Source organism: Pseudomonas fluorescens (genome assembly GCF_001307275.1).
Taxonomy (GTDB): Bacteria; Pseudomonadota; Gammaproteobacteria; order Pseudomonadales; family Pseudomonadaceae; genus Aquipseudomonas; species Aquipseudomonas fluorescens_AA.
Genome location: NZ_CP012831.1, coordinates 978117 through 1004414, shown reverse-complemented (window position 1 = coordinate 1004414; position 26298 = coordinate 978117). Strand labels below are relative to the sequence as shown.

28 protein-coding genes are annotated in these 26298 nt (G+C 62.0%); 18 read left to right on the top strand and 10 right to left on the bottom strand.

Annotated elements, in window-relative coordinates; all coding sequences use genetic code 11:
• The first annotated feature begins 35 nt into the window (after nucleotides 1-35).
• From AO356_RS04440 to AO356_RS04420, 5 genes are all read left to right on the top strand, one after another.
• Nucleotides 36-1685: a phosphoethanolamine transferase gene (locus AO356_RS04440; RefSeq protein ID WP_060738744.1), complete on the top strand. Its 1650-nt coding sequence runs from the start codon at nucleotides 36-38 to the stop codon at nucleotides 1683-1685.
• Between the two features lie 69 nt (nucleotides 1686-1754).
• Complete coding sequence (locus AO356_RS04435) at nucleotides 1755-2396, top strand: class I SAM-dependent methyltransferase (protein WP_060738743.1); 642 nt, start codon at nucleotides 1755-1757, stop codon at nucleotides 2394-2396.
• Between the two features lie 121 nt (nucleotides 2397-2517).
• Nucleotides 2518-3651, top strand: a complete 1134-nt coding sequence (rnd, locus tag AO356_RS04430) for a ribonuclease D (protein ID WP_060738742.1) — start codon at nucleotides 2518-2520, stop codon at nucleotides 3649-3651.
• Nucleotides 3648-3941, top strand: a complete 294-nt coding sequence (locus tag AO356_RS04425; RefSeq protein ID WP_053120094.1) for a YcgL domain-containing protein — start codon at nucleotides 3648-3650, stop codon at nucleotides 3939-3941. The genes rnd and AO356_RS04425 overlap by 4 nt, the downstream gene beginning before the upstream one ends.
• 124 nt (nucleotides 3942-4065) lie before the next feature.
• On the top strand, nucleotides 4066-4998 hold the full coding sequence (locus tag AO356_RS04420; protein ID WP_060738741.1) for a D-2-hydroxyacid dehydrogenase: 933 nt from the start codon (nucleotides 4066-4068) through the stop codon (nucleotides 4996-4998).
• Nucleotides 4999-5150: 152 nt separating this feature from the next.
• Here the strand turns inward: AO356_RS04420 and AO356_RS04415 are convergent, their stop codons facing one another.
• Nucleotides 5151-5744 (bottom strand): nitroreductase family protein, encoded by a 594-nt coding sequence (locus AO356_RS04415; RefSeq protein WP_060738740.1) that lies wholly within the window; start codon nucleotides 5742-5744, stop codon nucleotides 5151-5153.
• Nucleotides 5745-5903: 159 nt separating this feature from the next.
• On the opposite strand from AO356_RS04415, the gene AO356_RS04410 reads away from it, so the two are divergent.
• On the top strand, nucleotides 5904-6353 hold the full coding sequence (locus AO356_RS04410) for a YcgN family cysteine cluster protein (protein ID WP_060738739.1): 450 nt from the start codon (nucleotides 5904-5906) through the stop codon (nucleotides 6351-6353).
• A 32-nt stretch (nucleotides 6354-6385) separates the two neighbouring features.
• Complete coding sequence (locus AO356_RS04405) at nucleotides 6386-7615, top strand: hypothetical protein (protein ID WP_060738738.1); 1230 nt, start codon at nucleotides 6386-6388, stop codon at nucleotides 7613-7615.
• Between the two features lie 105 nt (nucleotides 7616-7720).
• On the opposite strand, the gene AO356_RS04400 is transcribed toward AO356_RS04405, so the two are convergent.
• From AO356_RS04400 to AO356_RS04385, 4 genes are all read right to left on the bottom strand, one after another.
• Nucleotides 7721-8098 (bottom strand): YgaP family membrane protein, encoded by a 378-nt coding sequence (locus tag AO356_RS04400; protein ID WP_060738737.1) that lies wholly within the window; start codon nucleotides 8096-8098, stop codon nucleotides 7721-7723.
• 76 nt (nucleotides 8099-8174) lie between these two features.
• The gene (locus AO356_RS04395; protein ID WP_060738736.1) at nucleotides 8175-8645 is read right to left on the bottom strand and encodes an RNA methyltransferase; all 471 of its coding nucleotides are present in this window, start codon (nucleotides 8643-8645) and stop codon (nucleotides 8175-8177) included.
• Nucleotides 8646-8828: 183 nt separating this feature from the next.
• Nucleotides 8829-9203 carry a YajD family HNH nuclease gene (locus AO356_RS04390; RefSeq protein WP_003184246.1) on the bottom strand — a complete coding sequence of 125 codons (375 nt, stop codon included), beginning with the start codon at nucleotides 9201-9203 and terminating at the stop codon, nucleotides 8829-8831.
• A gap of 49 nt (nucleotides 9204-9252) precedes the next feature.
• Nucleotides 9253-9939, bottom strand: a complete 687-nt coding sequence (locus tag AO356_RS04385) for a spermidine synthase (protein ID WP_018607541.1) — start codon at nucleotides 9937-9939, stop codon at nucleotides 9253-9255.
• 72 nt (nucleotides 9940-10011) lie between these two features.
• Here AO356_RS04385 and AO356_RS30605 point away from each other — a divergent pair, with 72 nt between their 5' ends.
• Nucleotides 10012-10299, top strand: coding sequence for a hypothetical protein (locus AO356_RS30605; protein WP_046062927.1), 288 nt, complete (start codon nucleotides 10012-10014; stop codon nucleotides 10297-10299).
• A 130-nt stretch (nucleotides 10300-10429) separates the two neighbouring features.
• Here AO356_RS30605 and AO356_RS04375 read toward each other — a convergent pair whose 3' ends face one another.
• Both AO356_RS04375 and AO356_RS04370 read right to left on the bottom strand, forming a co-directional pair.
• On the bottom strand, nucleotides 10430-10903 hold the full coding sequence (locus AO356_RS04375; RefSeq protein WP_057449793.1) for a cyclic nucleotide-binding domain-containing protein: 474 nt from the start codon (nucleotides 10901-10903) through the stop codon (nucleotides 10430-10432).
• A 205-nt stretch (nucleotides 10904-11108) separates the two neighbouring features.
• Nucleotides 11109-13163 carry a S9 family peptidase gene (locus tag AO356_RS04370; protein ID WP_060738734.1) on the bottom strand — a complete coding sequence of 685 codons (2055 nt, stop codon included), beginning with the start codon at nucleotides 13161-13163 and terminating at the stop codon, nucleotides 11109-11111.
• A gap of 135 nt (nucleotides 13164-13298) precedes the next feature.
• Between AO356_RS04370 and AO356_RS04365 the strand changes: the two genes are divergently transcribed.
• The 7 genes from AO356_RS04365 to AO356_RS04335 all read left to right on the top strand — a co-directional run bounded on the left by AO356_RS04365 (nucleotide 13299) and on the right by AO356_RS04335 (nucleotide 19200).
• Nucleotides 13299-13796: a hypothetical protein gene (locus AO356_RS04365; protein ID WP_060738733.1), complete on the top strand. Its 498-nt coding sequence runs from the start codon at nucleotides 13299-13301 to the stop codon at nucleotides 13794-13796.
• Nucleotides 13797-13828: 32 nt separating this feature from the next.
• Complete coding sequence (locus tag AO356_RS04360; protein WP_053120116.1) at nucleotides 13829-14605, top strand: class II glutamine amidotransferase; 777 nt, start codon at nucleotides 13829-13831, stop codon at nucleotides 14603-14605.
• 12 nt (nucleotides 14606-14617) lie between these two features.
• On the top strand, nucleotides 14618-15160 hold the full coding sequence (locus AO356_RS04355; protein ID WP_003184238.1) for a DUF2937 family protein: 543 nt from the start codon (nucleotides 14618-14620) through the stop codon (nucleotides 15158-15160).
• 318 nt (nucleotides 15161-15478) lie between these two features.
• Nucleotides 15479-16765 carry an MFS transporter gene (locus AO356_RS04350; RefSeq protein ID WP_060738732.1) on the top strand — a complete coding sequence of 429 codons (1287 nt, stop codon included), beginning with the start codon at nucleotides 15479-15481 and terminating at the stop codon, nucleotides 16763-16765.
• 64 nt (nucleotides 16766-16829) lie between these two features.
• A complete protein-coding gene (locus AO356_RS04345; protein ID WP_060738731.1) occupies nucleotides 16830-17582 on the top strand; it encodes a 5-oxoprolinase subunit PxpA in 753 nt (250 codons plus the stop codon).
• Nucleotides 17579-18283, top strand: coding sequence for a 5-oxoprolinase subunit PxpB (gene pxpB / locus AO356_RS04340; RefSeq protein WP_060738730.1), 705 nt, complete (start codon nucleotides 17579-17581; stop codon nucleotides 18281-18283). The genes AO356_RS04345 and pxpB overlap by 4 nt, the downstream gene beginning before the upstream one ends.
• Nucleotides 18280-19200 (top strand): biotin-dependent carboxyltransferase family protein, encoded by a 921-nt coding sequence (locus AO356_RS04335; RefSeq protein WP_060738729.1) that lies wholly within the window; start codon nucleotides 18280-18282, stop codon nucleotides 19198-19200. The genes pxpB and AO356_RS04335 overlap by 4 nt, the downstream gene beginning before the upstream one ends.
• A gap of 104 nt (nucleotides 19201-19304) precedes the next feature.
• On the opposite strand, the gene AO356_RS04330 is transcribed toward AO356_RS04335, so the two are convergent.
• The 3 genes from AO356_RS04330 to AO356_RS04320 all read right to left on the bottom strand — a co-directional run bounded on the left by AO356_RS04330 (nucleotide 19305) and on the right by AO356_RS04320 (nucleotide 22681).
• The gene (locus AO356_RS04330) at nucleotides 19305-20483 is read right to left on the bottom strand and encodes a vWA domain-containing protein (RefSeq protein ID WP_060738728.1); all 1179 of its coding nucleotides are present in this window, start codon (nucleotides 20481-20483) and stop codon (nucleotides 19305-19307) included.
• 34 nt (nucleotides 20484-20517) lie between these two features.
• Entirely contained in the window at nucleotides 20518-21363 is an 846-nt protein-coding gene (locus AO356_RS04325) for an AAA family ATPase (RefSeq protein ID WP_003184225.1), read from the bottom strand.
• Nucleotides 21364-21604: 241 nt separating this feature from the next.
• Nucleotides 21605-22681, bottom strand: a complete 1077-nt coding sequence (locus tag AO356_RS04320; protein ID WP_060738727.1) for a DUF748 domain-containing protein — start codon at nucleotides 22679-22681, stop codon at nucleotides 21605-21607.
• A gap of 147 nt (nucleotides 22682-22828) precedes the next feature.
• Here AO356_RS04320 and cysK point away from each other — a divergent pair, with 147 nt between their 5' ends.
• From cysK to AO356_RS04305, 3 genes are all read left to right on the top strand, one after another.
• The gene (cysK, locus tag AO356_RS04315; RefSeq protein ID WP_053120124.1) at nucleotides 22829-23803 is read left to right on the top strand and encodes a cysteine synthase A; all 975 of its coding nucleotides are present in this window, start codon (nucleotides 22829-22831) and stop codon (nucleotides 23801-23803) included.
• A gap of 353 nt (nucleotides 23804-24156) precedes the next feature.
• Nucleotides 24157-25095, top strand: a complete 939-nt coding sequence (locus AO356_RS04310; RefSeq protein WP_060738726.1) for an aspartyl/asparaginyl beta-hydroxylase domain-containing protein — start codon at nucleotides 24157-24159, stop codon at nucleotides 25093-25095.
• 339 nt (nucleotides 25096-25434) lie between these two features.
• Entirely contained in the window at nucleotides 25435-26298 is an 864-nt protein-coding gene (locus tag AO356_RS04305) for a DMT family transporter (protein WP_060738725.1), read from the top strand.

Below are 26298 nucleotides of genomic sequence, written 5' to 3'. Positions count from 1 at the left end.
TTTAAAAGAGCAACTTCAGGAAACCGTCAACCATCATGCTGACTATTAAAGCCGTGCGCCCCGAGTGGGTGACGCTGGCCGCCAGTGCCTTTTTGTTAGTGGGCTTCAACATCGTGCTCTGGCAACACTTGCTGGCGATCACCACGGCTGACGCTCGGGGCCTGCTGATGTGCGCGGCGTTTGGCCTGATGATTTTCTGCGCGTTCAACCTGGTGTTGACGCTCGTGGCCTTCCGTCCGCTGCTCAAGCCCGTACTGATGCTGCTCTTCCTGATCAGCGCTGGCGTGGCATATTTCATGGCCCAATACGGTGTACTGATCGACGCCGGCATGTTGCGCAACTTCGCTGAAACCAATGCCACGGAAGTCCGTGATCTGTTATCGCTGAAGTTGTTTGTCTATATCTGTTTATTGGGTGTCTTGCCATGCTGGTTGTTGTTCAAAACCCCAATCAACTACCGTCGTTGGCCCAAAGAATTATTAAGTAAGTTGCTGGTCGGCGTGGCCTCGGCCGCCGTGATCGGCCTGGTCGCCCTGGCCAACTACCAAGGCCTGTCTTCATTGTTTCGTAACCACCACGAATTGCGGTTGATGGTCGTGCCGAGCAACTACATCGGTGCTTCATTCGGGTACTTGCGTGAGCAGGTCGCGTCGGCCAAGCAGCCGTTCATCACCGTGGGCGAAGACGCGAGCCGCAACCCGGCCTGGCAAACCCACGGTCGCAAATCCCTGACTGTCCTGGTGGTGGGCGAAAGTGCCCGGGCCGAGAACTTCGGCATCCTCGGCTATAACCGCGACACCACGCCGACACTGGACAAAGAGGCCGGCCTGATCGCCTTCACCGATGTGCATTCCTGCGGCACCGAAACCGCCGTGTCGGTGCCCTGCATGTTTTCCAACATGGGACGCAAGAACTACGACGCCAGCAAGGCCAGGAATGAAGAGGGCTTGCTGGACGTGCTCAAGCGCGCCGGGCTGGAGGTGATCTGGCGAGACAACCAGTCCGGCTGCAAGGGCACCTGCGATCGGGTCACGCTGCAGGATGTCAGCAATCTCAAGGACCCGGCCTTGTGCGCCAACAGTGAATGCCGCGACGAGATCCTGCTCCAGGGCCTGCAGCATTTCATCGACACGCTCGACAAGGACACGGTACTGGTGCTGCACCAGATGGGCAGCCACGGGCCGGAGTACTTCAAGCGCTATCCCAAGGAGTACGAGCATTTCACCCCGGTGTGCGAAAGCAACGCGCTGAACAATTGCAGCCGCGAGAGCATCGTCAATGGCTACGACAACACGCTGGTGTACACCGATCACGTGCTGTCGACCCTGATCGACCTGCTGCGGGCCAACCAGGACAAGGTCGATACGGCCATGCTGTACCTGTCGGACCATGGCGAGTCCCTGGGCGAATACAACCTGTTTCTCCATGGCACGCCCTACATGCTCGCCCCGGAGCAACAGAAACACGTGGCGATGCTGGCCTGGTTCTCCGACAGCTACCAGAAGTCTTTTTCGGTCGACACCCATTGCCTGCAACTGAGCCGGGAAAAGCCCTTGAGCCAGGACAACCTGTTCCACTCGATGCTCGGGCTGCTGGAAGTCAACAGCCAGGTCTACAACCGGGACCTGGACCTGTTCGCCAACTGCCGCGGTGCGGTGATCGACGGTGTCCTGGCGCGGGAGTGAGCGCCTGGACCTTTTTTTCACGCAGGGTTGGTTAACCTGTCATCCAAATCTTTTCCAAGAGCCGTTTGTATGTCCGGGTTACCCCCATCCACCGTCGAGCTTGAGTTCGCCCGGCAGCATGACCAGGAACATGCGCAGGTCTGCCGTCGGCCGACACCGCGCCGCTTGCGCCTGGCGTTCTGGCGCGACGAGCACATGGTGCGCAATGCCCTGAAGGTGGCGGGCGAGCCGGGGCTGGTGCTGGATGTGGCCTGTGGGGCGGGGCGGTTCTGGCCAGTACTGGCCGAGCATGCCAACCGGGTGATCCTGGCGGCGGACCCATCGCCGGACATGCTCGAACATGCGCTCACCCACCATGGCGGCGCATTGCTCCAGCGGGTCAAGACCTTCCCGAGTTCGGCCTTCACCCTTGGGCTGTCGGCCAACGCGGTGGATTGTATTCTCTGTCTGCAACTGTTTCGCCACGTCAGTGCCAGCGAGCATCGCCTGGCGCTGTTGCGCGAGTTTCATCGGGTCAGTCGCGACACGGTGATCGTTTCGGTGCAAATCGAAGGACGCCTCAAGATCGGCCAGGCCCCGCGACGGAGCCTGGCCGACAAGGCTGATATCGAAGCCGAGTTCCGCCAGGCCGGTTTCAGCGTGCTTTGGTACCAGGATTTCCTGCCCGGTTTTGCCCTGACGCGTGTTTATGTGTTGCGTAAGACCGGTTAACTCTTGATGTAGGACTATTCTTGATTTTTCGCAGGCGATTTCTCTCAGGCGGCTGCTCTATGGATGCTCGCAATCGCCAGCGGCGATATATACTGCGCGCCATTCTTCAAGGGAGAGCCGTGTGGCCATCGATATTCACTGGATTCGCGACAACGATAGCCTCGGTCAGTTTTGCGCCGAGTGGCAGCAGTTGCCATTCGTCGCCCTCGATACCGAATTCATGCGGGTCGACACCTTTTATCCCATTGCCGGTTTGCTGCAGATCGGCGACGGCAAGCGTGCCTACCTGATCGACCCCTTGACCATCGACAATTGGCAGCCCTTGGCCGCCCTGCTGGAAAACCCGGCGGTGCTCAAGGTGCTGCACGCCTGTAGCGAAGACCTTGAAGTGCTGCTGCGCCTCACTGGCAGCCTGCCCGCGCCGCTGTTCGATACTCAACTGGCCGCCGCCTACCTGAACCTGGGTTTCTCCATGGGCTATTCGCGGCTGGTGCAGGAAGTGCTGGGCATCGAGTTGCCCAAGGGCGAGACCCGTTCCGATTGGTTGCAACGGCCCCTGTCCGAGACGCAGATCAGCTACGCGGCAGAGGATGCCGTGCATCTGGCAGAGGTTTTCGTACAACTGCGCCCGAAGCTTTCCGACGAAAAATACCGCTGGGTCCTGGAGGACGGCGCCGAACTGGTGGCCAACCTGCGTCGCGAAGTCGACCCGTACGAGGTCTACCGCGAGGCCAAGCTGGCCTGGAAGCTGTCCCGGGCTCAATTAGCCGTGCTGCGCGAGTTGTGCGCCTGGCGCGAGCGCGAGGCGCGGGCCCGTGACCTGCCGCGTAACCGCATCATTCGCGAGCATTCGCTGTGGCCCCTGGCCCGCACCCAGCCGGATAACCTCGGCGCATTGGCGAAGATCGAAGACATGCACCCGCGTACCGTGCGCCAGGACGGCCAGTTTCTGCTGGACTTGATCCAGCGCGCCGCCAGCATTCCGCCCGAGCAATGGCCGCCGGCCGTGGCCGAGCCGTTGCCCATCGAGGCGTCCGCCCTGGTCAAGCGCCTGCGGGCGTTGGGACAGGCTGAAGCCGAGCGCCTGGAGATTGCCCCGGAGCTGATGCTGCGCAAGAAAACCCTCGAAGCGCTGATCAAGAGCGGCTTCCCCGAGGGCCCTTACCAATTGCCCGATTCGCTGCGTGGCTGGCGCCGCGAATTGATGGGCCAGGCGCTGCTCGACAGCCTGGCCACTGCCGGAGAACAGCCTTGAAACGTATCTGCTCCATCTACCGCAGTTCGAAGAAAAACGAGATGTACCTGTATGTGCTCAAGAGCGATGCCTTGAAGCGTGTGCCCGAGCCCCTGATGGCCGCCTTTGGCAAGGCGATCCATGCCTTCGACCTGGTGCTGAGCCCCGAGCGGGAGCTGTCCCGGGAAGACATCAACAAGGTGCTGGAAAACCTCGACACCCAGGGCTATCACTTGCAGATGCCGCCGGCCGAAGACGAGTACATCGAGCATTTGCCCGAAGAGTTGCTGCGCCGCAACGACCCGGTCTGACGGTAGTGGGGGCGCCTGTCCTGGGTGCCTTTTGCAACACTGGAATGGTTTATTGACGACGATCGCAGGGATGGAGCGACACTCTGTCGGCGCTCGTCTGCATTGTTTTTGAAAGGTTTGATTCATGCGCGTTCTGATTGCCGAACACGATCACGCGGTGTATGCCCAGCTTCTGCGTCAGGCTGCACCCGATATTGAAGTCCTGACCAGCGGCGATTCCGCCGAACTGTCGCGACTGGCCACCGATTGCCCGGTCTGGCTCGGCCAGCCTGATCTGCTGGCCACCCTGTTGCGTCAAGGCCACCAGCCCCGTTGGCTGCAATCGACCTGGGCGGGTATCACGCCGTTGCTGGCCGATGGCTTGAGCCGCGATTACCGCCTGACCCGTGCGGTGGGCATTTTTGGCCAGGTGATGGCCGAGTACGTGCTCACCTACATGCTCGGCCATGAGCGCGAGGTGCTGGCCCGTTTGGTCAGTCAGGTCGAGCGCAAGTGGGACAACCGCCAGGGTCAAGGCCTGGCCGGACGCAAGGTGTTGATCGTCGGGACGGGAGACATCGGCCAGCGTGTGGCGCAGTTCCTGATGCCGTTCGGGGTGCAGTTGTATGGCATCGCCAGCGAAGCCAGGACGTTGGCACCGTTTATCGAAGTCGGGGCGTTGAAGGACTTGCCTCGTCTGGTGGGCGACATGGATTACGTGATCAATTTGCTGCCCAATACGCCGGATACCCATGACATCTACGACGCGGCGCTGTTCAAGCAATTCAAGCCGAGCGGGTTGTTCATCAACGTCGGCCGCGGCGTGGCGGTGGTGGATGCGGACCTGGTGCAAGCCCTGAAGGACGGGCACCTGGCCGGTGCGGTGATCGACGTTTGCCGCCAGGAGCCATTGCCACAACGCCATCCGTTCTGGACTGCCTGGGGGCTGCTGCTGACCGGCCACAGCTCGGCACCGACCTCGCCACCGATGATGGTGCAATTGTTCCTGGAAAACCTGCGGGCCTACCAGGCGGGCGAAGCGCTGCGGGGGGAAGTGGATTTCAGCCGGGGTTACTGAAGTCCATTTTCAGTGGTCACAAAAAATGTGTTCGCCACAGATCAAAATGTGGGAGCGAGCTTGCTCGCGATAGCGGAGTGTCAGTCAACATCAAAGTGGCTGACCTGACGCTATCGCGAGCAAGCTCGCTCCCACAGTTGATCGTCATAGGGTTACAGGGTGAAGTCGCCTTCGGCCACCAGTTCGCTCAATGGCCGGCGCGGGCTTGGGACTTCGCGGGCCTGGAGGTATTCGGCCAGGGTCGACTTGTCCCCCAGCTTGCCAATCGCCACGGCGGCGTGCAGGGCGTAGCCTTCCGGGATCTTCAGTTCCTTGCGGGTCAGTTCCTGGTCGAAACCGGCCATGCCATGGGTGTGCCAGCCGCTGAGGCTGGCTTGCAACGCCAGGTGGCCCCAGGCCGCGCCGGTGTCGAAGGTGTGGGTCTGCGCCGGGGTTTCCTCGGTGGCACCGGGCACCGCGAAGGTGGTTTTCGAGACGACGATCACCAGCGCCGAGGCGTGTTGGGCCCAGCCGCGGTTGAACTCGTTGAGCAAACCCAGGAAACGCTGCCAATTCGGCGTGTCGCGCCGTGCGTACAGGAAGCGCCAGGGTTGCGAGTTGTAGGCCGAGGGGGCCCACCGAGCGGCTTCGAAGAAGCTCAGCAAGGTTTCTTCGGCAATGCTTTCACCGGTAAACGCGCGGGGCGACCAGCGTTCGATGAACTGAGGGTGGATCGCGTAATCGGCAATGCGGGAATTGGCGCTCATGGGCTCACCTGGCTCGAGTTTGGAAAGACAATGCAGCAACCTACGTCCCGGCGCCCGGCCTGACAAGCCCCTGCCTACCGACAGTCGCCAATGCTTGGCCTGAGGAGGTCCCGGCACTAGACTGTCGGCCTTTCACTACCTGATGTTGATGCTTGAGCCATGGCCGCCAAAGTCGAACCGTTCTGGATACGCAAAACCCTCGATCAGCTCGATACACAGGAGTGGGAATCGCTGTGCGACGGCTGTGGCCTGTGCTGCCTGCAAAAGCTCGAAGATGAAGACGACAACAGCGTCTACTACACACGCATCGCCTGCAAACTGCTGGACCTGAAAACCTGCCAGTGCACCGACTACCCTAATCGCCGTGAGTTCGTGCCCGATTGCATCCAGCTCACACCGGGCAAGGCCGATGAGTTCAAATGGCTGCCGCCCACCTGCGGTTATCGGCTGGTCAGCGAAGGCAAGGACTTGCCGTTGTGGCACCACCTGGTCTGCGGTGATCGAGAGGCCGTGCACCACGAACGCATTTCCCAGTCCGGGCGCATGCTGGCCGAAGGCAGCGTGCCGGAAGACGATTGGGAAGATCATCTGATTTTCCGCGCCGGCTGAACCACCGGGCGGCGCACCACCAGGGAGAACCCATGGCTGCAGGATTGAAACGGATGCTGGCAGCCGGGCTGCTGGCGGTGTGCGGGCCGCTGTGGGCGGCGCAGAAAGTCGACCTGGATTATCACGTGCACCTGTTGCCACAGAGCGATCAGGCCGAGGTGCGCCTGACCCTGGCCCGGGGTTCGGCGGTGCGCAGCCTGGATTTCGACCTCGGCGACGGCAGCCGCTACAGCGATTTCAAGGCCGACGGCCAATGGCTGCTCACCCCCGGCAAAGCGGCGCGTGGCGTCTGGCGTCCGGCCACCGACAAGGCCAGCCTGAGCTACCGTGTGCGCATCAGCCATGCCCGCAAGAACGCCACCTTCGAAACCCGCATGGTCCCGACGTGGGCGTTGCTGCGCGGCGACGATCTGGTGCCGGCGGCCAAGCTCGACCAGCAGGATGGCGTCGAACTGGTGGCTCGTCTTGAGGTGGAATTGCCCGACGGCTGGAAAAGCATCGAGACCCCCTGGCCGCGTATCGGCAAACAACGCTTTCGCATCGACAATCCCTCGCGTTTGTTCGATCGCCCCACTGGCTGGATGCTCGCCGGCAAACTGGGCAGCCGCCGCACACGCCTGGGCGAAACCGAAGTGACGGTGGCCTCGCCCCAGGGCCAGGGCATGCGCCGGATGGATGTGCTGACGCTGCTGACGTTCGTCTGGCCGCAGGTACAGGCGCTGGTGCCGCGTTATCCGGCCAAGTTGCTGATCGTCGGTGCCGGCGATCCGCTGTGGCGTGGTGCCCAGGCCGGCCATGACTCGATTTACCTGCACAGCCGTCCGCCGCTGGTCAGCGAGCGGGGCAGCAGCCCGTTGTTGCGGGAGCTGGTGCAGGCGCTGGCCCGGGTCAATGATCAGGATCGTAGCGACTGGATCAGTGAGGGGCTGACCGAGTACTACGCCATTGAACTGCTACGCCGCGCCGGCGGCCTGAGTGATGAGCGCTACCAGACCTTGAACGACCGGCTCGCCCGCGAGAGCAAGGGCGTCACCACCTTGCGCGGCGAGCAGATCGGCCCGGCGACGGTGGCCAAGGCGGTGCTGCTGTTGCAGGAACTGGACCGCGAGATTCGCCTGAAAACCCGCAACAAGCGTTCGCTGGATGATGTGTTGCAGGGGGCGATGCGCTTGGAAACGGTCGATACCCAGGAGTTTGTGCAGCTCAGTGAGAGCGTTCTGGGTGGGGCCTCTACTGTGCTGGATACCCGGTTACTTCAGTGACACCGCTTTCGCGAGCAAGCTCGCTCCCACATTGGATTTTCGGCGTTCACAAAACCTGTGGGAGCGAGCTTGCTCGCGAAGGGGTCATCAACGGGGCTGCAAAAATCAGAGCCCAACCTTCGGCGAAACCAGTGAATCATTCCCGGTCACCGTAGCCGTGCCAGTCGCCGCCTCGGCATTGGCCTTCAAACGACTCAGTTCTTCACCGGCCTCCTCGATACGGGTGCGGGCGCTGTGCAGATTCTGGCGATTCTTCTCCAGCAGGCTCTTGGCCGAGCAATGCCCGGTGATCCCTCGCGCCAGCGCCAGGCCGCCGATCGCCAGTTGAGCCAGGCCGATCACCCCGCCACGACGCAAGCCCTTGCCCATCATCAGCACACCGCCGGCCAGCGAGCCAATGCGTTCCCAGCCGTGCACGTTTTGTGGCGGACGGGATTGGAAAGGGGTGCTCTCGATGGGCTCGAACGGATTGTTATCGCTCATGATCTGTCTCCAGTATGGGGTTGGTATAAAACTGACTGCCCGCGCGATTGCGTTGTTCAATCGAGTTTTGCACCGATCAGCGGAATTGCGGCCCCGAACGGGTGTTGTTGCCTTTGGCCATGCGGTCGTACAGCACGACGTTGACGGTGGCGGCCAGGTTCATGCAACCGGTGGTGGGGATGTACACCACGTCCTCGCACCAGTCGCGGATGTCCTTGTCCAGCGAACCGTCCTCCGGGCCGAAGATGTACAGCGCCCGGTCCGGGTGGGTGTATTCGGGCAGGGGGCGAGCGCCTTCCACCAGTTCCACAGCCACTGGCACACAGCCCAGTGGCAGGATTTTCTTCAGGTCGTCGATACCGATCAGTGGGATGTCGTAGTGGACTTTCTTGGTGTCGGTGATGAAGTCGGCGGCGCGCTCATAGCGCTTGCCGGTGTAGAACACCGACGCCACGCCGTAGCAGCCGGCGGCACGCATGACCGAACCGACGTTTTCCGGTGACTTGGGGTTGAACAGACCGATGCAGCTATAGCGTTTGTTGGCCACGGGCGGGGTGCCTTTGGGGAAAAGGCGCGATTATACGGGGAATGGGGGAGGGTGGTCAGGTTCGAGATGTGTGGTGTTTATTTGATCGCCTTCGCGAGCAAGCTCGCTCCCACATTGGATTTTCGGCGTTCACAAAACCTGTGGGAGCGAGCTTGCTCGCGATGGCGGCCTGACAGGCTGTAATTACTCGTCTTTCTTCATCAACCCGGCCAGCGCGGCGAAGGGGTTGTGGGTCGCCTTGGCGATTTTCGGGGTGCTCAGGGAGCCGTCGCCGAAGTATTGCTGGTCGGTGTAGCGCGAGTGTTCGTTGTCGTGGCAGTACAGGCACAGCAGTTCCCAGTTGGAACCGTCCTGGGGGTTGTTGTCGTGGTTGTGGTCGCGGTGATGAACGGTCAGTTCGCTCAGGCGCTTGCCGGAAAACTCACGGGCGCAGCGGCCACAGACATGGGGGTACATTTTCAGGGCTTTGTCGCGGTAGCCCATCTCCCGGTCGCGCTGAGCATCGGCGAGGATGCGGTCCAGCTTGGCGGTGTTGGACGGTGGCGTTGACGAACTCATGGGTTCACCTTTGTAAATAAAGACTGATGACGGTTGGGCACAGTTTAGCTTAGCCCTTGAGTTTCTCGGCAATCCAGATGGTGTGGCGGGTGCCTTTGTTGCCGTGGGCGAACACTTGCACTTCTTCGGCCTTGAAGCCGGCTTTCTTCAGCTTGTCGGAAAACTGCCGGTCAGCGCTGGCCGACCACACCGCCAATACGCCCTTGGGCCGCAAGGCCTTGGCGCAGGCGGCCAGGCCACCGGCCGAATACAGCCAACTGTTGGCTTTCTGGGTCAGGCCTTCCGGGCCGTTGTCGACGTCCAGCATGATCGCGTCGAACCCTTGGGGCTCGGCTTGCAGCACCTTGGCCACGTCTTCCATGCGGATCACCGTGCGCGGGTCTGCCAGCGGTCGCCCGGCTTTTTCACCCAAGGGGCCACGGTTCCACTCCACTACCCCGGGCACCAGTTCGGCCACCACCACTTCGGCGGTCTTGCCCAGGTGCTTGAGGGCCGAGGCGAGGGTGAAGCCCATGCCGAGGCCGCCGATCAGCACGCGCGAGCCAGGACGACCGGCGACCTTGCGGCAAGGAATCTCTGCCAAGGCGTCTTCGGAACCGTGCATGCGGGTGTTCATCAACTGCCCGCCGTCGCCGCCCTGGATCTTGATGACGAAGTCTTCGCCGTACTCGAACAGGCACAGGGCACCGCCGTTATCAGGGATGGGTGTGGTGTCGAGCAGAACGAAACGTTTCATGGAAATCTCGTAGGAGGGCAAACCGCGCGGTAACGACTAGCCTTAAAGCAGACAATAGCCACGGAGCCATTGATGAAGTGCATCATTCTAACGGCCATTGCCCTGGCGGCGCTCTCAATAAGTTGCGCCCAGGCTCAACAACCGACGATTCCGGTCAACCCGCCCAGCATCCCCGGCTCGCCGGGCACCGCCACCCCCATGCCGTATCCGCCGGTCACGCCCAACGGTGTGCCCAAGGCGGGCACCGGAAGCGGTGGGCCGCCCTTGCTGCCGCCCATTGAAATGCCCAAGCCGCCCAAGGACCAGCCGATACCGGGCATGGAGCCGAAGCCGGTGAAGGCCAAGTCGCCGGGGGGGTAAATCGACAAGACGACGCAATAACCTGTGGGAGCGAGCTTGCTCGCGATAGCGGTGTGTCAGTCGACTTCAATGCTGGCTGATCCGCCGCTATCGCGAGCAAGCTCGCTCCCACAGGGTTTATGTGTTGTTGTCAGACCTGCTGCGACAACAACTGCCCGTCGGCCATGCGCAGGCGCTTGGACAGGGAGACGGCGAGGGCGCGGATGATCTTGGCGGCGATCTTGGGGGCGTCGTTGAGCATTTTTTCCAGGGAGTCCTTGCCCAGGTTCAGCAACTGGCAATCGCTGGCGGCGATGCAACTGGCCGAGCGCCGTTCGCCGTCGAGCACGGCCATTTCACCGAAGGCCCGACCGCTGCGCAGCGTGGCGATGGTCACGGGTTGGCCGTCGGGACCGGTTTTCTGCACGGCCACCTGGCCGGTGTGGATGATGCACATGAAGCTGCCGGCATCGCCCTCGTGGAAAATCGCTTCGCCCTCGGCGATGGCGCTGATGCTGAAATAGCCCGACGCCGCGGCGAAGTCGACGGGCAGCAACTGGTCGAACAGGCCGCAGTCCATCAGCCAGTCGCGGATTTCTTTGTTCAGTAAGGTCGGTTCTGACATGTTGGCACGGTCTTTTTCTTGTGTTTGCTACGGGTTTGGATTGAAGAGGAACCCTTGTGGGAGCGAGCTTGCTCGCGATAGCGATGTGTCAGTCAACATCAATACTGACTGATCCGACGCCATCGCGAGCAAGCTCGCTCCCACAATTATTTGATCTGGGATGCCCAGCGCATGGAGCTAAGACCCGGCCATCCCACAGAGTTCCTCAACCCAACCCCAAAACCTTCAAGACAAATGCATATTCGAGCGCTACGTCACGCAATCCCTGGTAACGCCCGCTCATTCCGCCGTGGCCGGCGCCCAGTTCGGTCTTGAGCAGCAGGGGGTTGTCGTCGGTCTTGGTGGCGCGCAATTTCGCCACCCACTTGGCCGCTTCCCAGTACTGCACGCGACTGTCGTTGTAACCGGCGATCACCAGCAGCGCCGGGTACGCCTGGGCGCGGACGTTTTCGTACGGGGCGTAGGCCCGGATCCGATCATAAACGTCCGGCTCCTCAGGATTGCCCCATTCGTCGTATTCGGTGACGGTCAGCGGCAGGTCCGGGTCGAGCATGGTGTTGAGCACATCGACGAACGGCACCTCGGCAATCGCAACCTTGAACAGCTCCGGGCGTTGGTTGAGCACTGCGCCGATCAGCAGGCCACCGGCGCTGCCGCCGCTGATCGCCAGTTGTTCGGCGGTGGTGAAGCCGTTGGCGATCAAATGTTCGGCACAGGCGATGAAATCGCCGAACGTGTTGTGCTTGTGTTCCTGTTTACCGGCGCGATACCAGGCTTCCCCCAGCTCGCCTCCGCCCCGCACATGGGCGATGGCAAACGCCACGCCGCGGTCGAGCAGGCTCAGCCGCGCATGGGAAAACCATGGGTCGAGGCTTTCGCCGTAAGCGCCGTAGCCGTACAGGTACAGCGGCACCGGCCGGCCGAGGGCCTCGCGCTTGACCACCAGGCTGATGGGCACCTGGGTGCCGTCTGGCGCCGTCGCCCACAGCCGTTGGCTGACGTAGGCATCGGCATCGAACGGGCCCAGCACCGGGGTCTGCTTGAGTACGACCTGTTCGCCGCTGGCCAGGTCCAACTGACGGATCTGTGCCGGCCGGTTCAGGGCCTCGTAGCGCAGGCGGATGCGGTCGCTGACGAATTCCAGGCTGTTCTGCACATGCAGGCTGTAGGCCGCGTCCGGCAACTGCACCCGATACGCCGGCAAGTCCTGGGGATGTACCTCGATGATCGGCAGGCCGCCCTCACGCAGGCTCAAGGTCATGGCCCTGGCGTTCAGGCTCAGGCCGTCGATCATCACCGTATCGCTGTGGGGGATCAGGTTCTGCCAGTCGGCCTCGGTCGGCGCCACGCCGGTGTCGGCGGCCTGGTACAGGGCGAAGTTGATCCCGTCGCGGTTGCTGCGGATCAACCAGGTCCATTGGCCATCGAGCAGGCCGTGGTCGACGTCGTATTCGTGGTTTTCCAGGCGTGGCGCCAGGCAGGTGAAGGGTTGTTGCGGTTGCGCGGCGTCCAGTACCCAGACTTCGCTGGTGGTCTTGCTGCCCAGGGACAGGATCAGTTGCTTTTCCGAGCTCGAACGATAGCAATGCAGGAAGAACCGCCCGTCCGGCTCATGGAACACTTCTTCGGCGGCGGTGCCGTCCAGGCGATAGCGCCAGAGTTTGTGGGGGCGGTGGGTGTCGTCCAGTTCACCAAAAAACAGCGTCAGGCTGTCGTTGGCCCAGGTCATGCTGCCGTCGCAATTGTCGAAGGACAGTTCACTGATCTTGTCGTTGGACAATTCCTTCACGAACAGGGTGTAGATCTCGTCGCCCGTGGTATCCAGGCTGTAGGCCAGGCGCTGGTGGTCGGGGCTGATGCTGAAGGCGCCCAGGGCAAAGAATTCACCGCCGGCCAGCGCGTTCGGGTCCAGCAGCAGTTGTTCGTGGCTTTCGTCCACGCTCAGGCTGTCGTCGGCCGGGCGTGGGCAGCGGTAGTGGCGCGGGTATTCGTCACCGGCCGTGGTGCGGGTGTAATACAGGTACGGGCCCCAGGGCGAGGGCAGTGACAGGTCGGTCTCGAGGATCCGGCCCTTGATTTCCTGGAACAGGGTTTCGCGCAGTTCGGCCTGATCGGCGAGTTGCGCCTCCTGATAGCTGTTTTCCGCCTTGAGGTAGTCGAGCACGGCGTCGGTGTCGCGCTCCTGCAGCCAGGCGTACGGGTCAACACCGGCGTCCCTGCGGGCAATCGGGGCGTTGGAAACGTGGGCAGATAGGGACATGAAAGGCTCTCGAACGTTGTACGAAAAGGGACACGCGGCCTGGACAGAACCCACCACACAGGCCATTCGCCAGACGCCGGGGCAGCCTGACGCGCGAAAAGCCGTTACTATAAGCGTCTCTTTGCCTGCCTTGCCATGGACACCATGACCGAGAATGACTATCTGATCGCCTGGGGCCTCTACGCCTTCGCTGCCCTGGGCTGCCTGCTGGTGTGGATGCGCATGACCCGCTGGATGTGGCGCTGGTTGCGCGAACCGCTGCGCTTGCTGATGGCGGTGTTGCTGTTCAGCCCCACCGTCGTCGACCCGGTGAAGGACAAAGTCGCCCCGGCCTTGGCCATTGTCGCCCTGGACATCTTGTTCAAGGTCGGCAACAACGTCTGGCGGGCGGCGTCCGATCTGCTCATGTACGGCATGATCGCCTTCGGCCTCTACCTGGTGATCGTGCTGATCCGCTTCCCCATCGAGCGCGCCGCCAACGCACGCAAGGAACGGGCGGCCGCCGCCAAAGCCGCCGCCGCGGCCGATGAGCCAAAGGACGAACCACCGTTCGGTGTGGCCGGTGATGACCGCTACGGTCGCCCGCCTGTGCCGAGCAACCCCCAGCGTTCGCGTATCGAACCGCGCCTGTAAGCAGGCCTGCCCCTTGAAGCGAGAGTTCGAGCATGTGTGAGTTACTGGGCATGAGCGCCAATGTGCCGACCGACATCGTGTTCAGCTTCACCGGGCTGATGCAGCGCGGTGGCAAGACCGGGCCGCACCGGGACGGGTGGGGCATCGCCTTCTATGAAGGTCGTGGCCTGCGCCTGTTCCAGGACCCGGCCGCCAGCAGCGAATCGGAGGTGGCGAATCTGGTGCAACGCTATCCGATCAAGAGCGAAGTGGTAATCGGGCATATTCGCCAGGCCAATGTCGGCAAAGTCTGCCTGTCCAACACCCACCCGTTCGTGCGTGAGCTGTGGGGCCGCAACTGGTGTTTTGCCCACAACGGCCAGTTGGCCGATTTCCAACCGGGCGTGAGTTTCTACCGCCCGGTGGGCGACACTGACAGCGAAGCGGCCTTCTGCGATTTGCTCAACCGCGTGCGCCAGGCTTTCCCGGAGCCGGTGGAGGTAGAACAGCTGCTGCCGTCGTTGATCGAGGCCTGCACCGAATACCGCAGCAAAGGCGTGTTCAACTGCCTGCTCAGCGATGGCGACTGGCTGTTCTGCTATTGCTCGACCAAACTGGCCCAGATCACCCGTCGCGCGCCGTTCGGCCCGGCGCGGCTCAAGGACGTGGATGTGATTGTCGATTTCCAGGCGGAAACCACGCCCAACGACGTGGTCACGGTGATCGCCACCGAGCCCTTGACCGAAAACGAAACCTGGACCCGCTACGAACCGGGCCAATGGAGCCTGTGGCGACGCGGCGAATGCGTCAGCCACGGCCGGACCGAATAAGGACGTCACGCTATGTTGCTCAGTTATCTACGGCTGGTGTTGTTCGCGGTGGGCCTGTTGGTTGGGGTCCAGGTGCCGGGCTTCATCAATGATTACGCCAAGCGGGTCGAGGCTCACCTGATCGAGGCGCAGACCGGCCTGCAAGGTTTCCAGGGCACCGCCAACCAGTTCTTCAAGGGCGACATGCAGGCCCTGGTGGCCCATTACCGCGCCAGCGAAGACCCGATCTTTCGCAGCGATGCCGACAGCCTGAACACCTTGCTCGTGCGCCAACAGGCCCTGGACAAGCAATTCCAGGCCATGCAGGGCCCGTGGTACATCCGCCTGCTGCAAGTGGCCCTGGCCGCCGATCCGGACATCCGCAAGGAAACCTGGAACGGCTACAGCTACCAGATCCTGCTGACCCCCGAAGCCATGATCTGGGGCATCAGCGGCGCGATGTTGCTGTCGTTCGGCCTGGAATGCCTGTTCCGCCTGATCGACTGGGTGGTGTTGGGCGGCAAGCGCTTGCGTCAGAGCCGGCCGATTGAAGAGCGGGATTTGCGGGGGTTGTAGCCAACAATGGCCTTGCTGTTGTGGCGAGGGGATTTATCCCCGCTGGGCTGCGAAGCAGCCCCCAATGCAGCAATAGAAATGATCCGCCTGACATATGTGGTGGCCTTGTAAGGGGGCGCTTCGCGCCCCAGCGGGGATAAATCCCCTCGCCACAACGGTGTTCAGCCAGGCCCTGCGTCTTACCCAATCAAATTTTTCTTATGACCCAGCCAAGGTTTTATTCGTTGGACGGGATCGGCCGCGCGCTCAAGAATCGGGGCAACGGTCTCCACGTCAGCGTCGTCGAGACTCACAACAATAAAACCGTGGAGAACCACCATGAGTGCACCCGACACGCTCGGCGTCCCCCAACCCCAGGCCCGTTCTGGCCCGTTCGATTGGTATCGCAACATCAACCAGCAGGAACGTCGCACATTCTGGAGCTGCAAGATCGGCTACGCCCTGGACGGCATGGACACCCAGATGCTCAGTTTCGTGGTACCGACCCTGATCGCGATGTGGGGCATCACCACCGGCCAGGCAGGCCTGATCCACACCAGCACCTTGATCGCCTCGGCCATTGGCGGCTGGGTGGCGGGCATTCTCTCCGACCGGATCGGTCGGGTGCGCACCCTGCAACTGACGGTGCTGTGGTTTGCGTTCTTCACTTTCCTGTGCGGCTTTGCCCAGAACTACGAACAACTGCTGATCGCTCGCACATTGATGGGTTTCGGCTTTGGTGGCGAGTGGACTGCCGGTGCGGTGTTGATGGGCGAGGTGATCCGTGCCAAGGACCGCGGCAAGGCGGTGGGCATGGTGCAATCGGGCTGGGCGCTGGGCTGGGGCATGACGGCGATCCTGTATGCGCTGCTGTTCTCGGTGCTGCCGCCGGAAGACGCCTGGCGCGCACTGTTCATCCTCGGCATCGTACCGGCAGTGTTCGTGATTTTCGTCCGCCGACTGGTCAAGGATCCGGAAGTCTATAACCAGACCAAGGCCCGGCTGACGCCGGAAAACCCAGCGAAGTTCTACGAAATTTTTGCCCCCGGCATTCTCTTCACCACTCTTCGCGCCTCGCTGCTGACCACCGGTGCCCTGGGCGGTTACTACGCCATCACGTCCTGGCTGCCGACGTTCCTGAAAAATGAGCGTGGCCTGAGTGTATTGAGCACCGGCGGCTACCTGGCGATGGTGATCGTGGGTTCCTACGTGGGCTATGTCATCAGTGCGTACCTGTCGGACATCCTGGGGCGCAAAAAGAACTTCGTCCTGTACGCCGTCGGCTCCTTCACCATCGTCCTGCTGTATACCCAGGTGCCGGTGAGCAATAACGTGATGCTCTGGCTGGGCTTCCCCTTGGGGTTCTTCGCGTCGGGCATGTTCAGCGGCATGGGCTCGTTCCTCACCGAACTGTTTCCTACGCGCATTCGTGGTTCGGGCCAAGGCTTCTGCTACAACATTGGCCGGGCGGTGGCGGCATTGTTCCCGCTGTTGATCGGTATTCTGAGCCAGAAGGTGCCGCTGAGCGTGGGTATCGGGGCGTTCGCTGCGGTGTCCTATGGCGTGGTGATCCTGGCGGCCCTGAGCCTGCCGGAAACCCAAGGCAAGCAGTTGGAAGCCGAGTAACTGATAACCTGTGGGGCACGTGCCCCACAGTTAAACAAAGAAAGAATCTACAGGAGCGTTCACCGTGAACCGCCTGCTATTGAACTGCGACATTGGCGAAAGCTTCGGCAGCTGGACCATGGGTCTGGACGCCGAGGTGATGCCCTTCATCGATTGCGCCAACATCGCCTGCGGCTTCCACGCCGGCGACCCGAGCATCATGCGCAAGACCGTCAGCCTGGCCCTGAGCCATGGCGTGCGGATCGGCGCGCACCCGGCCTATCAAGACCTGGCGGGCTTCGGCCGCCGTTCCATGGCCTATGGTGCCCAGGAATTGCAGGACTTGCTGCATTACCAGATCGGCGCCCTCGACGGCATCTGCCGGGCCCAGGGCGGGCAGGTCAGCTACGTCAAACCCCACGGCGCGATGTACAACGACATGATGGCCAACCCGGCGCAACTGCGCGCGGTGATCCAGGCTGTCGCCGCCTATGATCGGCAACTGCCGCTGATGCTCATGGCGACCCGGGACAACAGCGCCGCCCAGGCCTTGGGCGACGAGTATGGCCTGACCCTGTGGTTCGAAGTCTTTGCCGATCGCGCCTACGACAGTGCCGGCCGCCTGGTTTCGCGGCAAGCGCCGGGCGCGGTGCACCACGATCCCGAGGTCATCATCGGGCAGGCCCTGACCATTGCCCGCGGCGATGCGTTGACCGCCAGTGATGGCAGCGCCTTGCACCTGAAGGCCAATACCTTGTGCGTGCACGGTGACAACGCCAGCTCCGTGGCGGCCGTGCAACGCATCCGCGAAGCCCTGGACCGGCAGCGTGCGCCATGAAACCACGCTTGGAAGTGGTGGCGCTGGACTGCCTGATGGTGCGCCTGTTCGACGAGATCGCCGAGGCCAACATGCCCTGGATGCTCGCCGCCAGCGAGCGCCTGCGAGCGGTGTTTGCCGAACACCTGATCGATCTGGTGCCGTCCTACACCACCTTGATGGTGCACTACGACTTGCTCGCCCTGGACCCGGCCCAGGCCCGCGAATTGATCGGTGAGGCGCTGCATGACCTCTCCCCGGATGCCCGGTCCGTCGGCCAATGCCACGTGCTGCCGGTGTGGTACGACCTTAGCGTCGGGCCGGAACTGGCGCTGCTGGCGAGCCGCAGCGGCTTGACGGTCGCCCAGGTGATCCGTCGCCACAGCGAACGCGAGTACCAGGTGTTTGCCCTGGGCTTCGCGCCCGGCTTTGCCTTCATGGGGCTAGTGGACGAAGCATTGGCTGCACCGCGCCTCGACACGCCGCGCAAGCGCGTGGCCGCGGGCAGTGTCGGCATCGCCGAACGCCAGACCGCGGCGTATCCGGTGGTGTCGCCCGGCGGCTGGAACCTGATCGGTCGCACCCCGGCCAAACTGTTTGATCGTGAGCGCGACGGCTACAGCCTGATGCAGCCGGGGGACACGGTGCGTTTTGCCCCCGTGGACCACGCCGAATTCATCGCACTGGGTGGCGACGACACACCGCTGGAGGCCCAGGCATGAGCCGGTTGTTGATCGAGGCCAGCACACCGCTGTGCCTGTTGCAGGACGCCGGCCGCTTCGGCGTGAGGCACCTGGGCGTGACCCAGGGCGGGGCGGCGGACTGGCTGTCGATGGCCTGGGCCAATTGGATGCTCGGCAATGGCCTGGACGCGGCGGTGGTGGAGATTACCCTCGGCGGTTTTACCGTGGTGGCCGAAGAGGATTGCGTGCTGGCGCTGGCCGGGGCGGACCTGGGCGCGCGAATAGACGGCCAGGGCGTGGCATCGTGGCGCTTCTTCAGCCTGCGCAAGGGCCAGGTGCTGGCGCTCACCCAACCAGTGCTCGGTGCCCGGGCCTACCTGGCAGCCCCTGGCGGTTTCAATGCGCCTGCGGTGCTGGGCAGCCGGGCGACTGTGGTGCGCGAGGAACTGGGTGGCCTGGATGGAAGGGGGCGGGCGCTGAGTCGCGGCGCGCACTTGAGCTATTCAGGCACGGCGACGCCGCGGCCCATGCCGCACACGCGGATTCCGGATTTCCAGCAAGCGCAGCCGCTGGACCTGATCCTGGGGGCGCAGAATGGCGCGTTTAGCGGACAGAGTCTGTTCGACGCGTTCAACACCCCGTGGACGCTGGACAGTCGCGCCGACCGCATGGGCATGCGCTTGCTGGGCACGGCGCTGGAGTATCAGGGGGCGGCGATGATTTCCGAAGGTATCCCCCTGGGCGCTGTGCAGGTGCCGCCGGACGGCCAGCCGATCGTGCTGCTCAATGACCGGCAAACCATCGGTGGTTATCCACGCCTGGGCGCCTTGACCCCATTGGCCCTGGCCCGGCTGGCGCAATGCTTGCCGGGGGCACAGGTGCGGTTGCGACCGGTGGTGCAGGAGGTTGCGCATCGGCAGCAGGTGGAGTGTTTGCGTAGTTTTCTCGACCGCTAAAAGCATCGCGAGCAAGCTCGCTCCCACAGGGGTCTTATGTACGACGAAGATCCCGTGTGGGAGCGAGCTCGCTCGCGATGAGGCCTGAACAGGCAACCAAAATCTTATTTGGACAGAAACCGCATCCCTTCCTCCAACCCCCGCAAGGTCAGCGGATACATCCGGTCTTCCACCAACTCGCGCACGATGTTGGTCGAGGCGGTATAACCCCAGGTGTCCTTGGGGTACGGATTGATCCAGATGAGCTTCTTGTACTTCTCCATGAAGCGCTGCATCCACACATAACCGGCTTCTTCGTTCCAGTGTTCGACGCTGCCGCCGGCCTGGGTGATTTCATAGGGGGCCATGGCGGCGTCACCAATGAAGATCACTTTGTAGTCGGCACCGTACTTGTGCAGCAAATCCTGGGTCGAGGTGCGCTCGGAAGTGCGGCGCAGGTTGTTCTTCCACACCGATTCGTAGACGAAGTTGTGGAAGTAGAAGTACTCCAGGTGCTTGAACTCGGTCTTGCAGGCCGAGAACAGTTCTTCGCAGATTTTCACGTGGGCGTCCATCGAGCCGCCGATGTCGAACAGCAGGAGCAACTTGACGGTGTTGCGTCGCTCCGGGCGCATCTGGATGTTCAACAGGCCGGCGTCCCGGGCGGTGTGGTCGATGGTGCCGTCGATGTCCAGCTCTTCGGCCGCACCCTGGCGGGCGAACTTACGCAGCCGGCGCAGGGCGATCTTGATGTTGCGGGTGCCCAGTTCCACCTGGTCGTCGAGGTTCTTGTACTCGCGCTGGTCCCAGACCTTCACGGCCTTGCCCTGGCGCTTGCCGGCGTCGCCGACCCGAATGCCCTCGGGATTGAAACCACCGGAGCCGAACGGGCTGGTGCCGCCGGTGCCGATCCACTTGTTGCCACCGGCATGGCGTTCCTTCTGTTCTTCCAGGCGCTTCTTGAATTCTTCGATCAGCTTGTCCAGGCCGCCCAGGGACTGGATCTGCGCCCGTTCCTCATCGGTCAGCGAGCGCTCGAATTCCTTGCGCAACCAGTCCTCGGGGATCAGCGCCTGGAGGTGATCGTCGAGTTTCCCCAGGCCGTTGAAGTAGGCGGCGAACGCCCGGTCGAACTTGTCGAAATGCCGTTCGTCCTTCACCAGGATCGCCCGGGACAGGTAATAGAACTCGTCCATGTCGGCGAAGATCACCCGCTGTTTCAGCGCGTTGATCAGGTCCAGCAGTTCACGCACCGACACGGGTACCTTGGCGGCACGCATCTCGTTGAACAGGTTAAGCAGCATGGCAATCGCCCTCGCTCTTGTTGGACGAAGAGGATCAGCGGGTGCCGCGACGGCTCATGAACGCCAGGCGCTCGAGCAGTTGCACGTCCTGCTCGTTCTTGACCAGGGCGCCGGCCAGCGGCGGGATGGCCTTGGTCGGATCACGCTCGCGCAGCACCGCTTCGCCGATGTTGTCGGCCATCAGCAGCTTGAGCCAGTCCACCAGTTCGGAAGTGGAGGGTTTTTTCTTCAGGCCTGGCACCTTGCGCACGTCGAAGAACACGTCCAGCGCTTCGCTGACCAGGTCCTTCTTGATGTCCGGGTAATGCACATCGACGATTTTCTGCAGGGTGACGCGGTCGGGGAAGGCGATGTAGTGGAAGAAGCAGCGGCGCAGGAAGGCGTCCGGCAATTCCTTTTCGTTGTTGGAGGTAATGATGATGATCGGGCGCTGCTTGGCCTTGATGGTTTCGTCGGTCTCGTAGACGTAGAACTCCATCTTGTCGAGTTCCTGCAGCAGGTCGTTGGGGAACTCGATGTCGGCCTTGTCGATTTCGTCGATCAGCAGGATCACCCGCTCCTCGGACTCGAAGGCTTCCCAGAGCTTGCCCTTCTTCAAGTAGTTGCGCACGTCGTGGACCTTGTCCACGCCCAGTTGCGAGTCCCGCAGGCGGCTCACCGCGTCGTACTCGTACAGGCCCTGGTGAGCCTTGGTGGTGGACTTGATGTGCCAGGTGATCAGGCGCGCGCCGAAGGACTCGGCCAGTTGCTCGGCGAGCATGGTCTTGCCGGTGCCCGGTTCGCCCTTGACCAGCAATGGCCGCTCCAGGGTGATGGCGGCGTTCACGGCCAGTTTCAGGTCATCGGTGGCCACGTAGGCGCTGGTGCCTTCGAACTTCATCTGCAATTCCTCGAACGGTGTCGCCGGCCTGGCGAGGCGGGGCGCGCAAAATAGATATCGTGCCCGACTATAACGCGAGGCCCCGCCGACTGTGAACGCAGACGCTGTATTCAGTCTCTGAATGGGGCGTCACATGTTGACTCAGTCTCGGCTGCTTGCCAGTGGGCAATTGGCTGGAATGCATCGGTGGTCATGATCCGCTCTTGGTGGCGAGGGATATCATGGGGCCAAGGCCACAGGCCTATTCGGTCGAAGGCGGTGGCTGTTCATAACGGGCGTTGAACGCCTGGACGAAACCGTTGCGCAGGATCTGCAGGAAGGCTTCGAAGGCGCTGATGTCCTGCTGATGAACGTTGCCGCTGAGTTCCACCCGGGTGGCGAACTGGTTCTTGCGCTGGTTCTTGAGGGCTGTCTCACCCGTGCCGACCAGCGCTTCCCAGACCGAGCGGAAGATGTTCTTGTTCTTGTTTTCCACGTCCTGCTGCCAATCGAACACGTCGACATCACGCAGCAGTGGCTTGATGTAGCCGCGGAGTCGGGCGTTGTCGGCTTCGGCCTCGACCACCAGGTCGCCGTGGCCGGCATTGAAATCGAACTTGCCATAGGCTGCGGCGAAGTCGTTCAGGCGCTTGAGTTCGATGTTCGTGGCCCGTAGGCGGAAATCGAAGTCCTCGAAGTTGCTCAACGGGTCGAAGGTTGCCTGCATTTCCAGGGGCGCATGTTCGGCCACCAGGGCCTTGCCCTCGAAGCGGGCGTCGCGCTTGCCTTCGGTGTCGACCACGTTGGTCAGGTTGTAGAAGCTGGCGTTGACGTCGGTGGCCCGCAGGTTGACCGGTGGCTTGGAGTTGAAATTGCGAAAGGTGACCTTGCCATCCCTGATGCGTACTTCGTTGAAGGTGATGGGCAAGAGTTTGCCCAGTTGCTCGCGCCAGTTGGTGCCCCGGCCGGTCTGGGAGTTCTGCCGGTTGGCTCCGCCGTCGACGAAGTTCACCTCTGGACGGGTGAATTCCACCTCGGCCACCACCGCGTGGTCGTACCACAGCGAGTGCCAGCTCACCGACAGGTCCACCAGCGGTGCGCTGACGAACGGCACCGGGACCTTGCCGTCGACCTTGACGATTTCCAGGCCGTTGATCCGGTAGGCACCGCGCCACAGGGCCAGGTCCACATCGGTGATCTGGCCGCGATAATCGCCCATGTTGGCCAGTTTGTCGTTCAGGTAGTCGCGTACCAGGTACGGCAGGGCGAAATGCAAGGCCACCAGCACCGCGACGAGGGTGGCGAACACCCACAGTGGCCAGCGATATCGACGCTTCATGTCAGTCAGTCTCCAGCGTTTGTTGGGGGAACACCTCCTAATGCCATTGACTGTCGCAACAACGGGAACGTTCGGTGCAACTGGACGCCCATGGGCAACAGGCATACCTTTAAAGGCTTAAATTCTCGCCGCATCAAGGACCCAGCCATGAGTCGTATATTCGCTGACAACGCCCATTCCATCGGCAATACGCCACTGGTACAGATCAACCGCATTGCGCCGCGCGGTGTGACCATCCTGGCCAAGATCGAGGGGCGCAACCCAGGGTATTCGGTCAAGTGCCGGATCGGCGCGAACATGATCTGGGACGCTGAAAGCTCGGGCAAACTCAAGCCGGGCATGACCATCGTCGAACCGACCTCGGGCAACACCGGGATCGGCCTGGCGTTCGTGGCCGCTGCCCGTGGCTACAAGCTGATGCTGACCATGCCGGCCTCCATGAGCATCGAGCGCCGCAAGGTGCTCAAGGCCCTGGGGGCGGAGCTGGTGCTCACCGAACCGGCGAAGGGCATGAAGGGGGCCATCGAGAAGGCCGCCGAGATCCTGGCCAGCGATCCGTCCAAATACTTCATGCCGCAGCAGTTCGATAACCCGGCGAACCCGGCGATCCACGAAAAAACCACTGGCCCGGAAATCTGGAACGACACCGACGGCGCGGTGGATGTGCTGGTGGCGGGCGTGGGCACCGGCGGAACCATTACCGGGGTTTCGCGGTATATCAAGAACACCTGTGGCAAACCGATCTTGTCGGTGGCGGTCGAACCTGAGGTTTCGCCGGTGATTACCCAGGCGATGGCGGGCCATGAAATCAAGCCCAGCCCCCACAAGATCCAGGGAATCGGTGCCGGGTTCGTGCCGAAGAACCTCGACCTGTCGATCGTCGACCTGGTCGAGCGGGTCACTGACGACGAGTCCAAGGCCATGGCCCTGCGCTTGATGCAGGAGGAGGGCATCCTCTGCGGGATTTCCTGTGGTGCGGCGATGGCCGTGGCTGTGCGCCTGGCGGAAAAACCAGAAATGCAGGGCAAGACCATCGTCGTGATCCTGCCGGATTCGGGCGAGCGGTACTTGTCGAGCATGTTGTTCAGTGATTTGTTTACCGAGCAGGAGACTCAGCAGTAACGGTGAATTCACAGGTGTAGCGAGACGCTTTTGTGGCGAGGGAGCTTGCTCCCGCTCGACTGCGAAGCAGGCGCCCGCAATCCAATGCGGCTCGCCAAATCGCAGGGGCGCGCTCCGCACGCCAGCGGGAGCAAGCTCCCTCGCCACAAAAGCCCTCGCCATCGTAGGTTGAATGATTGTTCGATGCGTCAGCCAAGGTTCAGGCGGCGCATGTTAGAAAGTGTTTATTGCGTTTCACTCAACAGAGAATGTTGCGTCAGACGGTTTTTACCCGGGCCTGGAGTGGTTAACATGGCCCTCGGCTACGTCGGGCAGTAGGCGTCGCGTCAGTTGTTTTGGACAAGGAGTTATAAATGACCGTTTCGTTTGTCGCCAAGGCCTCGGTGTTGCTGTTGTTCCTGGGCAGCACGCTGTATGTGCATCTGCGCGGTAAGGCGCGTTTGCCGGTATTGCGCCAGTTCGTCAACCACTCGGCGCTGTTCGCCCCCTACAACGCCTTGATGTACCTGTTCTCCGGCGTGCCCTCGAAGCCTTACCTGGATCGCAGCAAATTCCCCGAGCTGGATGTGCTCAAGGACAACTGGCAAATCATTCGCGACGAGGCCATGCACCTGTTCGACGAGGGTTACATTCGTGCCGCCGAGAAGAATAACGATGCCGGTTTCGGCTCGTTCTTCAAGAAAGGGTGGAAGCGTTTCTACCTCAAGTGGTACGACAAACCGCTGCCGTCGGCCGAGTTGCTCTGCCCCAGGACGGTCGAGCTGGTCAGTCGGATTCCCAACATCCGGGGCGCGATGTTTGCCCTGTTGCCCGGTGGCAGCCATCTGAATCCACATCGAGACCCCTTCGCCGGTTCGTTGCGTTATCACCTGGGGCTGTCCACGCCCAATTCCGATGACTGCCGGATCTTCGTCGACGGTCAGATCTACGCCTGGCGCGACGGCGAAGACGTCATGTTCGATGAGACCTATGTGCACTGGGTCAAGAACGAAACCCCACAGACCCGCGTAATCCTGTTCTGCGATGTCGAGCGGCCCCTGAAAAGCCGGCTGATGACCCGCCTCAACCGCAGCATCAGCGCGTTCCTCGGCCGCGCCACCGCGCCGCAGAACCTGGAGGATGAACACGTCGGCGGCATCAACCGGGCCTATGCCTGGAGCAAGTCGTTCAGTGACGGCATCAGCGGCCAGGTCAAGCAGTTCAAACGCAAGCATCCCAAGGCCTACCGGGTGATGCGGCCGGTGTTGGCGGTGGCGGTGCTGACGGCGCTTGGCTATTGGTTGTTCGTTTAAACATTGCGTAGTCCATCGAGCGCTGGTTATAGTCAGCGCTCTTCGGGTTTTCGAACCCACTCTTCAAGAGATCGGCTCATGTCTGCATCCCCTGTCATCGCGGTCGTGGTTCCAGCGTTCAACGCTGGCGTCGTGCCGTGTGGGAATCAGCAGCCTGCGCAGATCGGTCAATACCCCCCACCTGTCAGTAGCTCATCGGTGTACGCCGTCGTATCACCGCCGGGTGTTGGCATTCAGGGCTGATCGGCAACGGTTGCCATCCCCTGTGTCCGCCCGAAAAAAACTACTGGACTTCAGCTTCGGCTGAGTTGGCTTTTTGCCTGACTACAGGTGGTATCCATGTTTTCCCTTTCCAAAAACGCCTTATTGGCGGCGGCTTCCACGAGCCTGTTCGTTTTGCTGTGGAGCAGCGGGGCGATCTTTTCCAAGCTGGGCCTGGCCCACGCTTCCCCCTTCGCCTTTTTGCTGATCCGTTTTGCCATCGCGCTGTTCGCGTTGGTGCTGTTGATCCCGATGCTCAAGTTCAAGCTGCCCAAGACCGGCAAGCCGATGCTGTACGCGGTGACCACCGGGCTGGTGCTGCTGGGCGCCTATCAGATCTTCTATTTGCTGGCCCTGCAGATGAACGTCACCCCCGGAGTGATGGCGACGCTGATGGGCGTGCAGCCGATCCTGACCGTGGTGCTCATGGAACGTCAGCGTTCCTGGTCGCGGATGTTCGGCCTGGTGCTGGGCTTGGTCGGGTTGGTCATGGTGGTGTACCAGGGCATCGGCCTGGCCGGCATGTCCCTGGCGGGGATGGTGTGCGGGTTGCTGGCACTGGTGAGCATGACGGCCGGTTCCATCATGCAGAAGCGCATCACCGATAACCCACTGGGCACGCTGCCAGTGCAGTACCTGGCCGGGTTGGTGTTGTGTGCGGTGTTCGTGCCGTTCCAGCCGTTTCACTTCGAATACAGCACGGGGTTCTTCGTGCCGGTGTTGTGGATGGCGCTGGTGGTGTCGGTGCTGGCGACGTTGCTGCTGTACCGTTTGATTGCTCGGGGCAACCTGGTGAATGTCACCAGCCTGTTCTACCTGGTGCCGGCGGTGACGGCGATCATGGACTACCTGGTGTTCGGCAACCGGCTGGCGTTGTTGAGCTTGCTGGGGATGGTGCTGATCATCGTGGGGTTGGTGTTTGTGTTTCGTAAGAGTCGCTGA

Bases quoted from the DNA above. Each gene is read 5' to 3' on its own strand.
- AO356_RS04305 (WP_060738725.1), top strand. From the start codon at position 25,435: ATGTTTTCCCTTTCCAAAAACGCCTTATTGGCGGCGGCTTCCACGAGC.
- AO356_RS04400 (WP_060738737.1), bottom strand. From the start codon at position 8,098: ATGAGCGATAACAATCCGTTCGAGCCCATCGAGAGCACCCCTTTCCAA.
- AO356_RS04385 (WP_018607541.1), bottom strand. From the start codon at position 9,939: ATGAAACGTTTCGTTCTGCTCGACACCACACCCATCCCTGATAACGGC.
- AO356_RS04335 (WP_060738729.1), top strand. From the start codon at position 18,280: ATGAGCCGGTTGTTGATCGAGGCCAGCACACCGCTGTGCCTGTTGCAG.
- AO356_RS04415 (WP_060738740.1), bottom strand. From the start codon at position 5,744: ATGAGCGCCAATTCCCGCATTGCCGATTACGCGATCCACCCTCAGTTC.
- AO356_RS04310 (WP_060738726.1), top strand. From the start codon at position 24,157: ATGACCGTTTCGTTTGTCGCCAAGGCCTCGGTGTTGCTGTTGTTCCTG.
- cysK (WP_053120124.1), top strand. From the start codon at position 22,829: ATGAGTCGTATATTCGCTGACAACGCCCATTCCATCGGCAATACGCCA.
- AO356_RS04375 (WP_057449793.1), bottom strand. From the start codon at position 10,903: ATGTCAGAACCGACCTTACTGAACAAAGAAATCCGCGACTGGCTGATG.
- AO356_RS04350 (WP_060738732.1), top strand. From the start codon at position 15,479: ATGAGTGCACCCGACACGCTCGGCGTCCCCCAACCCCAGGCCCGTTCT.
- AO356_RS04330 (WP_060738728.1), bottom strand. From the start codon at position 20,483: ATGCTGCTTAACCTGTTCAACGAGATGCGTGCCGCCAAGGTACCCGTG.
- AO356_RS04435 (WP_060738743.1), top strand. From the start codon at position 1,755: ATGTCCGGGTTACCCCCATCCACCGTCGAGCTTGAGTTCGCCCGGCAG.
- AO356_RS04355 (WP_003184238.1), top strand. From the start codon at position 14,618: ATGTTGCTCAGTTATCTACGGCTGGTGTTGTTCGCGGTGGGCCTGTTG.
- AO356_RS04410 (WP_060738739.1), top strand. From the start codon at position 5,904: ATGGCCGCCAAAGTCGAACCGTTCTGGATACGCAAAACCCTCGATCAG.
- AO356_RS04390 (WP_003184246.1), bottom strand. From the start codon at position 9,203: ATGAGTTCGTCAACGCCACCGTCCAACACCGCCAAGCTGGACCGCATC.
- AO356_RS04365 (WP_060738733.1), top strand. From the start codon at position 13,299: ATGGACACCATGACCGAGAATGACTATCTGATCGCCTGGGGCCTCTAC.
- AO356_RS04325 (WP_003184225.1), bottom strand. From the start codon at position 21,363: ATGAAGTTCGAAGGCACCAGCGCCTACGTGGCCACCGATGACCTGAAA.
- AO356_RS04405 (WP_060738738.1), top strand. From the start codon at position 6,386: ATGGCTGCAGGATTGAAACGGATGCTGGCAGCCGGGCTGCTGGCGGTG.
- pxpB (WP_060738730.1), top strand. From the start codon at position 17,579: ATGAAACCACGCTTGGAAGTGGTGGCGCTGGACTGCCTGATGGTGCGC.
- AO356_RS04420 (WP_060738741.1), top strand. From the start codon at position 4,066: ATGCGCGTTCTGATTGCCGAACACGATCACGCGGTGTATGCCCAGCTT.
- AO356_RS04360 (WP_053120116.1), top strand. From the start codon at position 13,829: ATGTGTGAGTTACTGGGCATGAGCGCCAATGTGCCGACCGACATCGTG.
- AO356_RS04440 (WP_060738744.1), top strand. From the start codon at position 36: ATGCTGACTATTAAAGCCGTGCGCCCCGAGTGGGTGACGCTGGCCGCC.
- AO356_RS04320 (WP_060738727.1), bottom strand. From the start codon at position 22,681: ATGAAGCGTCGATATCGCTGGCCACTGTGGGTGTTCGCCACCCTCGTC.
- AO356_RS30605 (WP_046062927.1), top strand. From the start codon at position 10,012: ATGAAGTGCATCATTCTAACGGCCATTGCCCTGGCGGCGCTCTCAATA.
- AO356_RS04370 (WP_060738734.1), bottom strand. From the start codon at position 13,163: ATGTCCCTATCTGCCCACGTTTCCAACGCCCCGATTGCCCGCAGGGAC.